This is a genomic window from Paraburkholderia sp. RL17-380-BIE-A (assembly GCF_046028085.1).
Taxonomy (GTDB): Bacteria; Pseudomonadota; Gammaproteobacteria; order Burkholderiales; family Burkholderiaceae; genus Paraburkholderia.
Genome location: NZ_JARESQ010000007.1, coordinates 191,836 through 206,610, shown reverse-complemented (window position 1 = coordinate 206,610; position 14,775 = coordinate 191,836). Strand labels below are relative to the sequence as shown.

The 14,775-nt window shown below is 61.2% G+C and carries 8 protein-coding genes; all 8 read left to right on the top strand.

Going from position 1 to position 14,775, the window contains the following annotated elements:
* The first annotated feature begins 27 nt into the window (after positions 1-27).
* The 8 genes from uvrA to P0D68_RS14390 all read left to right on the top strand — a co-directional run bounded on the left by uvrA (position 28) and on the right by P0D68_RS14390 (position 14,626).
* Entirely contained in the window at positions 28-5,913 is a 5,886-nt protein-coding gene (gene uvrA / locus P0D68_RS14425) for an excinuclease ABC subunit UvrA (RefSeq protein ID WP_408296761.1), read from the top strand.
* Positions 5,914-6,891: 978 nt separating this feature from the next.
* Complete coding sequence (locus P0D68_RS14420) at positions 6,892-7,602, top strand: energy transducer TonB (protein WP_408186142.1); 711 nt, start codon at positions 6,892-6,894, stop codon at positions 7,600-7,602.
* Positions 7,603-7,678: 76 nt separating this feature from the next.
* Positions 7,679-8,584, top strand: a complete 906-nt coding sequence (locus P0D68_RS14415; protein WP_091795332.1) for a MotA/TolQ/ExbB proton channel family protein — start codon at positions 7,679-7,681, stop codon at positions 8,582-8,584.
* Between the two features lie 12 nt (positions 8,585-8,596).
* Positions 8,597-9,019 carry an ExbD/TolR family protein gene (locus P0D68_RS14410; protein WP_012432473.1) on the top strand — a complete coding sequence of 141 codons (423 nt, stop codon included), beginning with the start codon at positions 8,597-8,599 and terminating at the stop codon, positions 9,017-9,019.
* Between the two features lie 58 nt (positions 9,020-9,077).
* Complete coding sequence (locus P0D68_RS14405; RefSeq protein ID WP_011487696.1) at positions 9,078-9,506, top strand: ExbD/TolR family protein; 429 nt, start codon at positions 9,078-9,080, stop codon at positions 9,504-9,506.
* A gap of 9 nt (positions 9,507-9,515) precedes the next feature.
* Complete coding sequence (locus tag P0D68_RS14400) at positions 9,516-10,700, top strand: tetratricopeptide repeat protein (protein WP_408296765.1); 1,185 nt, start codon at positions 9,516-9,518, stop codon at positions 10,698-10,700.
* A gap of 303 nt (positions 10,701-11,003) precedes the next feature.
* Positions 11,004-11,579 (top strand): helix-turn-helix domain-containing protein, encoded by a 576-nt coding sequence (locus P0D68_RS14395; RefSeq protein WP_091795326.1) that lies wholly within the window; start codon positions 11,004-11,006, stop codon positions 11,577-11,579.
* 305 nt (positions 11,580-11,884) lie between these two features.
* On the top strand, positions 11,885-14,626 hold the full coding sequence (locus P0D68_RS14390; protein ID WP_408296769.1) for a TonB-dependent receptor plug domain-containing protein: 2,742 nt from the start codon (positions 11,885-11,887) through the stop codon (positions 14,624-14,626).
* The last annotated feature ends 149 nt before the right edge of the window (positions 14,627-14,775 follow it).

The following is a 14,775-nucleotide window of genomic DNA, read 5'->3' as shown; positions in this document are numbered from 1 at the left end:
AGCCCACTCATTCAGGCGGTCGAAAAATTGGCATCTAACGGCATTATCAAGATTCGCGGCGCGCGCCAGCACAACCTCAAGAACGTCGACCTCGACGTACGAACCGGCGAAATGACGGTCGTGACCGGCCCGTCCGGCTCCGGCAAGTCGAGCCTCGTGTTCGACACGCTTTACGCGGAAGGGCAGCGGCGCTACGTCGAAACATTCAGCGCCTACGCCCGGCAGTTTCTGGACCGCATGGACCGGCCGCAAGTCGACCGTGTCGACGGCGTGCCGCCCGCCATCGCGATCGACCAGACCAACCCGGTGCGCAGTTCGCGCTCCACCGTCGGCACCATGACGGAGCTCAACGATCACCTGAAGCTGCTGTACGCGCGCGCGGCCGAACTGTTCGACCGCCAGACGGCCCGCCAGGTGCGGCACGACACGCCCGAAACGATCTACGCCGAGTTGCTCGAGCGCACCGCGCAGAACGAGCCGCGGCTCGTCGTCACGTTCCCGGTCGAACTGCCGGAGTCCGCGTCCGAGCAGGAAGTCGAGCAGTGGCTGTCGGCGAGCGGCTATACGCGCGTTCAGGCGCAGCGCGAAGTCGATTCGCCGACCGGCAAGCGCAAGCTGCTCGACGTGGTGGCCGACCGTTTCCGGCTGAGTTCGGTGGACAAGCAACGCGCGGTCGAGGCGATCGAGGCCTCGCTCAAACGTGGCGGCGGGCGCGTCAATATTTACGTGCTGCCGGCGTCGTCCGAAGGACCGGAAGCTCAGGAAAGCGAACCGGAAATCTGGCGCTTCTCCACCGGGTTGCATAGTCCCGAAAGCGATCTGCGCTATGCGGACCCGCAGCCCGCGCTGTTCTCTTTCAATTCGGCGTACGGCGCGTGTGAAGTCTGCCGTGGGTTTGGCCGCGTAATCGGCGTCGACCTCGGCCTCGTGATTCCCGATGCGCGCAAGACGCTGCGCGATGGCGCGATCAAGCCCATGCAAACGCCGGCGTGGAAGGAATGCCAGGACGATCTGATGCGCTACGCGGCGAAAGCCGACATCCGCCGCGGCACGCCGTGGGGCGAACTGACGGACGCAGAGCGCGACTGGGTCATCAACGGGTCGCCGGACTGGAACGGCAAGTGGCAAAGCCACTGGTACGGTGTCAAACGCTTCTTCGAGTATCTCGAATCGAAGGCGTACAAGATGCATATTCGTGTGCTGCTGTCCAAGTACCGCAGCTACACGCCTTGCGAAACCTGCGGCGGCGCGCGGCTGAAAACGGAGTCGCTGTTGTGGCGCCTCGGCAGCAAGGCGAATGCGGACGACGTGCTGCCGGCCGCGCAGCGCTTCCTGCCGCGCGGCGTCGACTGGACGCGCGCGCAACTCGAAGCGTTGCCGGGTCTGACCGTGCATGACCTGATGCTGATGCCGATCGAGCGCATCCGGCGCTTCTTCGACGAAATCAGCTTGCCGAGCGCGTTGCTCGACGACGCACTCAAACTGCTGCTCGCCGAGGTACGCACGCGCCTCAAATATCTGTGCGACGTGGGCCTCGGTTATCTGACGCTCGACCGGCAAAGCCGCACGCTGTCCGGCGGCGAGGTGCAGCGGATCAACCTGACCACGGCGCTCGGCACGTCGCTTACCAAGACGCTTTTCGTGCTCGACGAGCCGAGTATCGGTCTGCATCCGCGCGATCTGAACCGCATCGTCGAAGCCATGCATCGCCTGCGCGACGCGGGCAATACGCTGGTGGTGGTGGAACACGATCCCTCCGTGATGCTCGCGGCGGATCGTCTGATCGACATGGGGCCTGGGCCGGGCGAGCGCGGCGGTTCGATCATTTACGACGGCGTGCCCGAGGCTATCCGTTCGTCCGGCACGCTTACCGGCGAGTACCTCGGGGGCCGCCGGCATGTGGCCGACGCGGCGCACTGGTCGCAGCGGCCGGTGGATGCCGCCACGCCGCGCATCGTGCTCGAAGGCGCGACCGAACACAATCTGCGCGATGTCACGGTGGAGATTCCGCTGGAGCGGCTCGTCTGCGTGACGGGCGTGTCGGGTTCCGGCAAATCCACGCTATTGCAAGACGTGTTGTATCCCGCCATGGCGCGGCACTTCGGACTCGCCACCGAATCGCCGGGCGCATTCAGAAGCCTCAGCGGTGCCGATCAGGTCACCGACGTGGTGTTCGTCGACCAATCGCCGATCGGCAAGACGGCGCGTTCGAACCCGGCCAGTTATGTCGGCGCGTTCGACGAAATCCGCAAACTGTTCGCCAAGGCGCCGCTCGCGCAACAACGCGGTTACGGCCCGGGCATGTTCAGCTTCAACTCGGGTGACGGCCGCTGCCCGACCTGCGGCGGCTCCGGTTTCGAACATATCGAAATGCAGTTCCTGAGCGATGTGTATCTGCGTTGCCCCGATTGCGACGGTCGCCGTTATCGCGCGGAACTGCTCGAAGTGAAAATCGAGCGCGGCGAACCGGCGCGCACGCTGAGCATTGCCGACGTGCTGGAATTGACGGTGAGCGAAGCGATCACCTTCTTTGCCAAAGACGCCGAAGTGTTGCGCGTGCTGCAGCCGATCGTCGACGTGGGCCTCGAATACGTGAAGCTCGGCCAGCCGGTGCCCACGCTGTCAGGCGGTGAGGCGCAACGGCTCAAGCTCGCCGGGTTCCTCGCGGAATCGGCTCAGGCGCGAACCGCGCGCAGCGCGAAGCAGCCGGTCGCAAAACGCCTCTTCATGTTCGACGAACCGACCACCGGCCTGCATTTCGACGACATCGCCAAGCTCATGCAGGCGTTCGGCAAACTGCTCGCAAGCGGTCATTCGCTGATCGTGATCGAGCACAACCTCGACGTGATTCGCGCCGCCGACTGGCTGATCGACCTCGGTCCCGAAGGTGGCGACGGCGGCGGGCGAGTGCTGTGCGCCGGCACGCCGGAAGACGTCAAGGCGTGTGCGGAATCGCATACGGGCGAAGCGCTGCTGCAATACGACCGCGCCATGAGCGCGGCGGAAGAGCCGGCGTCGCAAGGCATTCCGCTGCAAAAGGCGCTGAGCGCCGCGCGTGCGCGCCGGGCGATCGAAGGCGAGGACGTGGTGCGCATCGTCAATGCACGCGAGCACAACCTGAAAGCGCTGGACGTGGACATCCCGCACGGCAAATTCAACGTCATTACCGGCGTATCCGGTTCGGGCAAGTCCACGCTCGCGTTCGACATCCTGTTCCACGAAGGGCAGCGCCGTTACCTCGAATCGCTGAACGCCTACGCGCGTTCCATCGTGCAGCCGGCGGGGCGGCCCGAGGTCGACGCGGTGTACGGTATTCCACCGACTGTCGCGATCGAGCAGCGGCTTTCGCGCGGCGGCCGCAAGAGTACCGTGGCGACCACGTCCGAGGTGTGGCACTTCCTGCGTCTCCTGTATGTGAAGCTCGGTTTGCAGCATTGCATTCACGACGGCACGCCGGTCACGTCGCAAAGCGTCGAGTCGATCGCGGCGCAGTTGCTGCGCGATCACAAGGGACAGCATGTCGGCTTTCTCGCGCCGCTGGTCGTGAATCGCAAGGGCGTCTACACGGATCTTGCCAAGTGGGCGAAAGCGCGCGGCAATACGCATCTGCGAGTGGATGGCGAGTTCGTGCCGGTGGACCCGTGGCCGAAGCTCGACCGTTTTCGCGAGCATACGATCGAATTGCCGGTGGCCGACCTCGTCGTTTCGCCGGACCATGAAACCGAATTGAGTCAGGCGCTCGACCAGACGCTGGAAGTCGGCAAGGGCGTGATGCATCTGCTGGCGCCGCTCGACGGTTTACACGACGCGATCAGCGGCGGCCGTCCCACGGCCAGCCTTGGCGCCGTGAAGGTGCTGTCCACCAAGCGCGCGTGTCCGGTGTGCGGTACGAGCTACCCGGAACTCGACCCGCGCATGTTCTCGTACAACAGCAAGCATGGCTGGTGCACCACCTGTGTCGGCACGGGCCTCGCGCTCACGCGTGAGCAGCGCGCGGCATACGACGACACGATCGTGGTCGACGACAATCGCGGCCGCGAACAGAGTCTGCCTTCGGAAGAGCAGGAACCCGAAGGTCTCGTGGATGAACCGTGTCCGGATTGCGCGGGTACGCGTCTGAATCCCACCGCGCGCGCGGTCACGTTCGACGCGCAGGCCATTGTCGATGTCGCGCAATGGACCGTGTCCGACACGCGCGCGTGGATCGACACGCTGGAAATGACCGGCCGCGACGCGGAAATCGCGCGCGACGTGATCAGTGAAATCGGCAGCCGCCTGCAGTTCCTCGAAGAAGTGGGGCTCGGTTATCTGAGTCTCGATCGCGCCGCGCCAAGCCTCTCGGGCGGCGAGGCGCAGCGCATCCGGCTTGCCGCGCAACTCGGCAGCAATCTGCAAGGCGTGTGCTACGTACTCGACGAACCCACCATCGGTCTGCATCCGCGTGACAATCAGATTCTGCTGAACGCTTTGCGCAAGCTGGGTGAAAAGGGCAATACGCTGGTGGTCGTCGAACATGACGAGGACACCATCCGGCGTGCCGATCACATCATCGACATCGGGCCGGGCGCGGGCAAGCGCGGCGGTACGCTGGTGGCACAGGGCAGCGTGGCGGACCTGTCGGCGCAACCTGATTCGCTGACCGGACAGTTTCTCGCCCACCCCATCGTGCATCCGTTGCAGCCGCGCCGCGAAGTGGTCGCGCCGGGCAAGCGCACGGCCGCTGTGCCGGAAAACTGGCTGACGGTGCACGGCGGCAAACTGCACAACCTGCGCAACGTTACGGTCGGCATTCCGCTCTCGCGGTTGGTGGCGATTACCGGCGTCAGCGGTTCCGGCAAGTCGACGCTTGCTCGCGACGTGTTGATGACAAATTTGCTGGATGCCGTCGGACGTTCGGTGCTGTCGTCGCCGGCCACGCGCCGCGCGCGCGCGGCGGCCGAGGAGAAACCCGCTGCGAACCGGCGCTCCAGCGTGCTGGCACGCACGGCGCCGCGCGCACCCTTGAATGTGACGCATGCTTGGCAAGGCTGCGATGCGATCACTGGCTGGGAGAGCATCGACCGCGTGCTGGAAGTCGATCAAACGCCGATCGGCAAGACACCGCGTTCATGTCCCGCCACGTACATCGGCGTGTGGGACGCGATCCGCAAGCTGTTCGCTGGCACGCTCGAAGCCCGTGCACGCGGCTATACGGCCTCGCGCTTCTCGTTCAACACCGGCGAAGGCCGTTGTCCGGCCTGTGAGGGGCAGGGCGTGCGCACCATCGGCATGAGCTTTCTGCCCGACGTGAAGGTGCCTTGCGACGTATGTCACGGGCAGCGCTTCAATCCGGAAACGCTCGCGGTCACATGGCGCGGCAAGAATATCGGTGACGTGCTGACCATGGAAATCGACGAAGCCGTCGAGTTCTTCGCGCCCATCTCGAACATCGCACATCCATTGCAGTTGATGAAAGACGTTGGGCTCGGTTATCTCACACTGGGTCAGCCTTCGCCCACGTTGTCGGGCGGCGAAGCGCAGCGCATCAAACTCGTCACCGAACTGAGCAAAGTGCGCGACGACATTACCCGGCGCGGACAGAAGCCGCCACACACCCTATATGTGTTGGACGAACCAACCGTGGGCCTGCATATGGCGGATGTGGCCAAACTGATTCGCGTTCTGCATCGTCTCGCGGACGGCGGCCATAGTGTCGTTGTCATCGAGCACGATCTCGATGTGATCGCCGAGGCGGACTGGATCATCGATCTCGGTCCGGAAGGTGGGGTCGGCGGTGGGTCGATTGTCGCTGCTACGGACCCCGAAGGACTATCTCGCGTTGCCGCGAGTCATACAGGCGCTGCGTTGCGGCCCGTTCTGGCGCGATCGCGGAACGACGACCTCATGGTAACGGGCGAAGGTACGAACGGTTGATGCAACAGAGAGCGGCGCAATCAACTTTGCGCCGCTCTCTTTTTCCGTTCGTTGAACTCCGGCAGTTCATGCAAGCTCGCCCCAGACGTTGCTGATATGCGCAACTCGTTCGGCGCCAGGTGCCGAAACGCGCCATGCGAATTCAACCTACCCGCAATCATTGTCCGGTTTGTTGGCATAATGTAATTTATTGGAATTAATTTGTAATTAAGGTTAAGGCGTAATTGGAATGCGTATTTAGAGTGTCGTAAATAGCGCTAAAAGTATTTTTAAACGCTGCTTTCCTTCTGCTATCGTCTCGCCATCGGCGGCGGTCTCGCCCCGGCGACTCACCATCCAGACAAACAAACTGATCGCGATCCGCTCGAATTACTGTGCGCCCGCGCGGAAAGGCTTGCCCGGTGGACTTCCTGGCGTTGTCGACGAGCATGCCGCCGGCAGATTCAAGTGCATCGGTGCACGTTGTAAGTGCAGAGAAATCCCAATTCTCGGGCATAAAACGTCGAATGCTTATCTGCTCGACATACACTTATTCTTTTAAAGCGGCGCCAATTCGCGGCGAGTTAGAGTTATCTCTCTAAACTAAGTATGCCGCCATCAAAAAAAGTTTGACCGGACATTTTTTGTCCTGCTATCTTTGCCTCCCATGAAACGCATGTGACGTTCGCGCAAAAAGTTCCAGGCGTTACGACACACATCGATCAGGTTGTCTCCAGCGTTCATGCAAGGCAGAAGTTGGCGGTTCAAATTTAATCTATTAGTAGTTCTACTTAGATCGGCTTTCAGGCTCGCATGACATGCGGCCGCAGCCTCCTTGAGTCACGTCCGATTCGTCGGATCGAGGCCGGGGAGTGCTGCGTCCATTTTGGACTGCGAACCAAGGATAGTCGTTCGCCGGATGATTGAAGTGAATGTTATTTGCGGTATGTAAGCGCACTGCAGTTACAGAAATGAACGGTTCACGCCGGAGGAGTAAAGGTGGGTACGAAAGTCGAAGGGCAATTTCCGGCAGCAACGGCCCATATGGAGAGGCCAGGGCGCCCGCGAGAGTTTGGGCGCAAGCAGCAAAACCCAGTACGCCGCTTTGGCGGCATCGCAGTCGTTCTGCTCCTGCATATCGTGCTGATCTACGCACTGATCAATGGCCTTGCCACCAAGGTCGTGCAGGTCATTCAACATCCTATCGAAACGAAGATCATCGAGCCGGTGAAGCCGCCACCGCCGCCGCCGCTGCCTACGGTGCAACTGCCGCCGCCGAAATTCGCGCCGCCGCCGCCGCCGTTCGTGCCGCCGCCCGAAGTGCAGGTGCAAACGCCGCCGCAGCCGACCATTGCGCATCAGGCCGCACCGGTTGTCTCGGCACCTGCCGTGGCGCCGCCCGCACCGCCGGCACCGCCCGCGCCGAGCAAGCCTGTGAGTACAGAAGTCGGAGTCGTGTGCCCGAACTCGGATCAGATCCGTTCGTCGATTCGCTACCCGAAGGAAGCGCAGGAAAACAACGTAACGGGTGATGTTCTCATTGAATTCGTCGTCGACCCGCAGGGCCATATTACGAATGAACGTGTTGCCAAATCCGCAGACGACTCCTCGCTGGATCGTGCTGCATTCAACGCGGTCAAGCAGTTCACGTGCGTTTCCCAAGGCCAGGCTGTCCGTGTGCAAGTTCCGTTCTCGTTTAACCTGAACTGAATTCACAGGCTGTTCGGTACCGGTAGCGATTTATCAGTCTTAGTTTGGAAGTTGTACTAATGAACTTGGAGCAGGCATGAAGAAGCGTACTCTCGCCGCACTGGCGGCAAGCATGTTGATCGCCGTAACTACGGTGGATACCTTTGTTGCACCGCAAATGGCCCACGCACAGGCCAGCGACGCCTCGGCGTCAGCTGCCGCGCCGGCCACGGCCGCGCCGCAAACCGCGAGTTCGGCCGCCGACGAAGCGGTCCCGCCGCCGGCGCCGGCCACGTCCGAAACCGTCAATAACCCATACGGCCTCGGCGCACTCTGGAAGAACGGCGACTTCGTCGCTCGCTTCGTGCTGATTCTGCTGGTGCTCATGTCAATGGGTAGCTGGTACATCATGATCACCAAGTTCGTCGAGCAGTTCCGCGCCAACCGCCGGGCCAAAAGCGCCGATGAGCAATTGTGGACCGCGCCGTCACTGGTTGAAGGCGCGCAGCGTCTCGACGAAGCGTCGCCGTTCCGCTTCATCGCCGAAACGGCTATCGAGGCTGGCGAGCACCACGACGAAGCGCTGCTCGAAGCCGTGGACCGCAATACCTGGATCGATACCTCGGTCGAGCGTGCGATCACCAACGTGTCGAATCGTCTGCAAGACGGTCTGGCTTTCCTCGGTACGGTGGGTTCGACAGCGCCGTTCGTCGGCCTGTTCGGCACCGTGTGGGGCATTTATCACGCGCTGACGGCGATCGGCATTGCCGGGCAGGCTTCGATCGACAAGGTCGCGGGGCCGGTGGGTGAGGCGCTGATCATGACCGCCATCGGTCTCGCGGTGGCCGTGCCCGCCGTGCTCGGCTACAACTTCCTGGTTCGCCGCAACAAGTCGGTGATGGAGCGTGTGCGTGCATTCGGCGCGCAGCTGCATACCGTCTTGCTGGCTGGCAGCCGCCGCCCGGCGCGCGCCGCGGCTCGCGAAGCGTCGCTGGTTCAATAAGCGGAGTCCGTCATGGCAATGAGCGTTGGGCAGGACGACAACGACGAGGTCATCTCCAGTATCAACACCACGCCGCTCGTCGACGTGATGCTGGTTCTGCTGATCATCTTTCTGATCACGATTCCGGTCGTGACGCATACGGTGCCGGTGCAATTGCCGAAGGAGACGATCCAGCCGCTGCAGACCACCCCCAAGAGTATCGTCATTGCGGTCAACCGTGACGGCGATTTCTTCTGGAACGAGAAGCAGGTGGATGCGCCTACGCTGCTGGCACGCCTGAAGACCGTGTCTGTCATGACGCCGCAACCGGAAGTGCATGTTCGGGGCGACCAGAGCGCGCGTTATGAATTCATCGGCCGGGTCATTACCGAGTGCGAGCGTGCCGGTATCGCGAAGGTTTCGTTTATCACGGAGCCGCCAGCGCGCGGTGGTTAACTTTGCATGGGATCGGACTAAGTGCTAAAGCACTAAGTCCGATCGACAGGAGCCGAGAATGGGAATGAATGTATCGTCGGGCGGCGGCAGTGAACCGGACGTGATGGTCGATATCAACACCACACCGCTGATCGACGTGATGCTGGTGTTGCTGATCATGCTGATTATCACGATTCCGATTCAGACGCATGCTATCAAGATGAACCTGCCGGTCGGCAATCCACCGCCACCGATCACGCAACCTGAAGTGGTGCAGATCGATATCGACTTCGACGGCACGACCACGTGGAACGGTCAGCCGGTGCCGAATCGTGCCGCGCTCGAATCCAGGCTTGCTCAAGTGGCGGCTGAACCGGTTCAGGCCGAAATTCATCTGCGGCCGAACAAGCTGGTGCCGTACAAGGATGTCGCGGAGGTGATGGCGTCCGCGCAACGACTGGGCGCGACGAAAATCGGCCTGATCGGTAATGAGCAGTACATGCAATAGGGAAGGGCAATGCAAACGATTCAACAACGCTTCAGGCGTGTCGTCATGGCGGCGGCTCTCGTACTGCCGCTCGCCGCTCATGCCGCCGACACGCTGCGGCCGGACGTGGCGAAACCGCTGAATGCCGCGCAGGATCTGTATCGCGCGCACAAGTACAAGGACGCGCTGGCGAAGATCGATCAGGCGGCGGCCGTGCCGGGCAAGACGCCGTATGAAAGCACCATGATCGAACAGATGCGCGGTGCGGCAGCGGCGGCGGCCGGCGAGTCCGGTGTCGCCGCTCAGGCTTACGAAACGTTGTTGAGTTCCGGGAAGTTGAGCGGCGCGGACGAGCAGCGTACGTCCGCGGCTTTGGCCGGCATCTACTTCCAGCAGAAGAACTATGCACAGGCGGCGAAGGTCGCGCAGCGCTATCTGAAGTCCGGTGGCAGCGATCCCGACATGCGTACGCTGCTGGTTCAGTCGTACTACCTGTCGAACGATTGCGCGAGCGTGGTGAGCCTGCTCAAGCCGGGCATCGATGCGCAGGTGCGTGCCGGTCACGTGCCTGACGAGTCACAACTGCAATTGCTCGGCACGTGTGCGCAACGCGTGAAGGACGATGCCACGTATCGCAGCACGCTCGAAAAGCTGGTTGCCTATCATCCGAAACAGTCCTACTGGGACGATCTGTTCTCGGCGATTCGCAGCAAGCCGGGCTATTCGTCGAAGCTCGATATCGACACGTACCGGTTGCGCCGCGCGACCGGCTCGCTCTCGAGCGCCGACGATTACATGGAAATGACCCAGCTCGCGATCGTGGCGGGTACGACGGCTGAAGGCAAGCAGGTCATCGATCAGGGCTTTGCGTCGGGCGTTCTGGGGCGCGACGCACAAGCGGATCGCGAGAAACGCCTTCAGGCATTGGCGGCAAAACGGGCGCAGGCACCTGCAGATCCGGCGAATCCCATTGCGCCTGTCGACATGGCATTCAACCAGGTGTTCGCCGGGCAGGCAAAACAGGGGCTCGCTGCCATGGACGCGGCAATCGCGAAGGGTGGGATCGACCACCCGGACCAGGCGCAACTGCATCTGGGTGAGGCGTACTACGTGGCCGGCGATAAAGCGCGTGCGGTACAAACCTTCCGTGCCGTGAAGGGCACCGATGGTTCAGCCGACCTCGCCCGTTTGTGGGTGCTGGTGGCGTCGAAATAAGAGCACTCTGTTCCCGTTATGTTTCATCTGACGAGGCGCGCTCGAGGTGTCCTCATGGCGGGCGCGAGTTAGCGCGCTCGTCGTAAGGAATGTGGACCGTCTCCGATGTCTGAGCGTGGTTGCACTCGCAACTACCGCCAGGCATTCGGAGGAGGCGGAAGTCTTCTGGAAAACACAGAGATCGAGTTATCCATAGCGGCATCCCGGCAGGCATATCGGGAATGGTCGAGGGAGGATGTTGCGTTCTATGAAACATAATTTGTATATATCAAACTATTTTTGACTACGGGATTCTGTCTTGCTATGGTTTTGCCACTCAATAACAAGGCACACGTTGCAATCTCTATAGGAAGCAAAATCCGCGCGCTTCGCCAACGGCTCAAGCGCACGCTGGATGAAGTGGCAAAGACTGCGGGCATTTCCAAGCCCTTTCTGTCGCAAGTGGAACGGGGTCACGCAACACCTTCTATTACATCGTTAGTAGGTATTGCTCGAGCGTTAGGTGTCACGGTGCAGTACTTCGTCGATACGCCGACCGAAGACAAGTCGGTGCGTAGAGGCAGTGACCTGAAGTACTTCGGATTTGACGGCAGTGCCAATCTGTTTGGGCGGCTCACGAATCTGTCGGTTGGCAGCAAGCTGGAAGTCATTCTCGTCAGGATGCCGGTGGGACAAAATCCCTCGGAAGTTACGACGCACGCAGGGGAAGAGTTTCTGTATGTGATGAGCGGCCAGATCTCGCTCACGTTGGAAGGCACAACGTTCGTATTGCAGGCAGGCGACACTGCGCATTACGAATCTACCGTGCCGCACTCCTGGTCCAATACCGCACGTGAAGAAGCGGTGATCGTTTGGGTAGGGACGCCACGATTGTTTTAGTGCCGCAGGTCATGCTTTTGCAAATAGCACTCAATGTGTATTTGTAAGCATTACTTAAGTTTGTACCCGAGATTTGGGAATTGAGGGCCGGCGAGTGGCGGGATCCACTCGCGTGGCGGTAGAGATGACAACAATTTGAAAAGCGCTGCGCGTTTCGATTGCAATAAATTAGTAGTCCAACACTGAGTTATTTGATGTTGCTTTAACGGAGCGCGGCGCAAGATCGCCGTATATCGAGTGGAGAGGTTCACAAGACCTCTCATCACATATTGCTGTGGCCTTACTGACGAGCGAGAAGGGGAAAAATGAAACAAAGGGCATTGGCGCTGGCCATTAGAAGAATAGTCTGGGCTGAACTGGCATTGTCGGCCGCAATCGCCGTACCGGCGTTTGCACAAAGCCAGCCGGCCACCACCGGCACAGCGGCGGGCGCAACGACGGAAAGCGCGCCGGCGACGGGCGCTGCTGCCACACCGTCCGCGGACAGCAGCACCGCGACGCCGGCGGGCAAAGGGGTTCAGCAACTCAAGAAATTTGAAGTGACCGGCTCGCTGATCCGCACGTCGGACAAGGTTGGCAATACGGAAGTCCAGACCATCACGCCCAAGGAAATCCAGCAAAGCGGTTATACGACCGTGGCCGACTTCCTGCGCGGCACGTCCGCGAACTCAGGGAGCAGCTGGGGCCAAACGACGATGAACAGCTCCGCGCAAGGCGGTGGCGGCATTGCATTGCGCGGTTTGAGCGAGAAGTACACGCTGGTGCTGGTGGACGGCCAACGGGTGGCGAATTACGGCAAGGCGGTGAACTTCACCGACACGTTCTTCGACGTGAATTCGATCCCGCTCAACATGATCGATCACATCGACATCGTGAAGACCGGTGCGGTCTCGGTGTATGGTTCGGATGCGATTGCAGGCGTGGTCAACATCATCACGAAGAAGGACTTTCAGGGCTTGCAGATCGACGGCCAGCTCGGCAAGGCGCAGCATCCGGGCGACGCGCAGGGTAACTTCAGCGTGCTCGGCGGCGTTGGCGATCTGAATGGCGACCGCTTCAACGTGACGGCCGCCGCGAGCTACTATCGCGACACCGGCTCGTCGCTCGCCGATCGCGACATGACCGCAAATCAGGACTTCAGCCAGTTCCCGGGCGGTCTCGCGGGCCCGCTCGGTCCGAACCAGCAGTCGTACTGGACCTCGGCCGACGGCACCAAATCGGCGCTCAGCCCTTGCCCTCCGGGCAGCGTGTCGGCGAACGGCGCGACCACGTGTAAATCGAACCCGGCGAGCGCCACCTCGCTCATGCCGGCGATCACACGCCTGAATGCTAAAGTGCGCGGCACCTTCAAGATCAACGACGACGTGCAGGCTTACGCCGATTTGTGGGTGAGCCGCAACGAAACCGTACAGAACGAAGGTCCGGCAGTGCTGAGCAGCCAGACGAACGCGTTCAACCCGGCTACCGGTTCGGCGTTGCCGCTGTCGCGCACGGTCTCGGGCACCAACCCGTACAACCCGTTCGGCGTGCCGACGCAGATCAATTACACGTTCCCGAACACTGTTTCGGCGGATACGGTGTCGACGTTCTGGCGTGCAATGACCGGCGTGAAGGGGTCGTTTACCACCGCCAAGTTCGGCGACTGGGATTGGTCCGCGGATTACGGCCATTCGCAGAGCACGGTCGACACGACCTACGGCAATGCGCTGAACGTGGCTGGCGTCGAGAACATTCTGCAGAACGGCGTGTTCAATTTCTCGAACCCGTCGGCCACGCCGAACGGCTTGAACGGCGTGTTCCAGAACGACTACGAACAGGCAATCTCGAAGCTCGACAGTGTTACGGCGAAAACCTCGACGGGTAACCTGTTCAATCTGCCTGGTGGCCCGGTCGGAGTCGGTTTCGGTACGGAATTCCGTCACGAAAGCAACCTGATCAACTCGCGCACGTATAGCGCGCTTGGGGTCACGGCGCCGGCAAACGTGCAGACGGTCGACGGCGAGCGCAACGTGGCCGCCGTGTACTACCAGGTCGATATTCCGATCATTCACAACCTGACGTTCACGCAAGCGGGCCGTTACGACCACTACAGCGACTTCGGCGGTGCATTCTCGCCGAGCTTCGCGTTGCGCTTCCAGCCGGTCAAGATGCTCACGACGTATGCATCGTACAGCCGTGGCTTCCGCGCGCCGACTCTGGTCGAAAACTCGCAGGCTACGTATCTGGCCCACCAGAACCTGGTGGACCCGAACGATCCGAGCGGCACGCCGACCAAACACTTCACGACGGAACAGGTCAACGGCAATCCGGCGCTGCAGCCTGAGCACACGAAGAACTACAACATCGGCTTCGAGCTCTCGCCGGATTCGTCGACGGATATCGGTGCGGCGTTCTACAAGATTCACATCGACGGTGTGATCGGCACGAACGATCCGAATGCGGTGATGGACGCAAACAACCCGTCGAACGTGATTCGCAATCCGGACGGCACGGTGGCCTACATCAAGGAACAGTTCGTCAACCTCGGCTCGCTCGACACCGACGGCTTCGACATGAACTTCCGCAAGTCGGTCGGCACGAAGTACGGTACGTTCACGCTGGCAGGCGACTGGGCCTACGTGTGGCACTTCAAGCTGAACAGCCCGGGTGCGCCCACGCAGGACTTCGCCGGCAACAACCTCGCGTTGCTGCAGCCGTTCGGTGCGTCCAATCCGCGCTGGAAGGGTAATACCAGCTTGTCCTGGGATTACCGCAAGCTGACCACGACGCTGACGTGGCAGTACACCGGCCCGTACACGAACGCGGTGGCGTCCGAGTTCGGCGACGGTGGCACGCTGTCGGTGGCGTCGTATAGCCAGTTCAACCTGATGGCTACGTATCGCGGCTTCAAGAACTGGACGATCTACGGCGGCATCAACAACATCTTCGATCGTAAGCCGCCGTTCGACGTCGAATGGCAGGCCACGCCGGATATCACGGGCTACGACCAGTCGTTGTACACCAATATCGGCCGCTTCTTCCAGGTCGGTGCGTCGTACCGCTTCTGAAGTCTTTGATGGTTGTGATTCATCCGCAGTCTGTCTAGTGGGTCGGCCGCTCCGGTTTCGGGTCTCCCGTTCCGGAGCGGCAAACCACGTTTAAAGACGTACATTGGTGTTCCCCGTGCACAATGCTCGCTCAGCACCACGACGAGCGA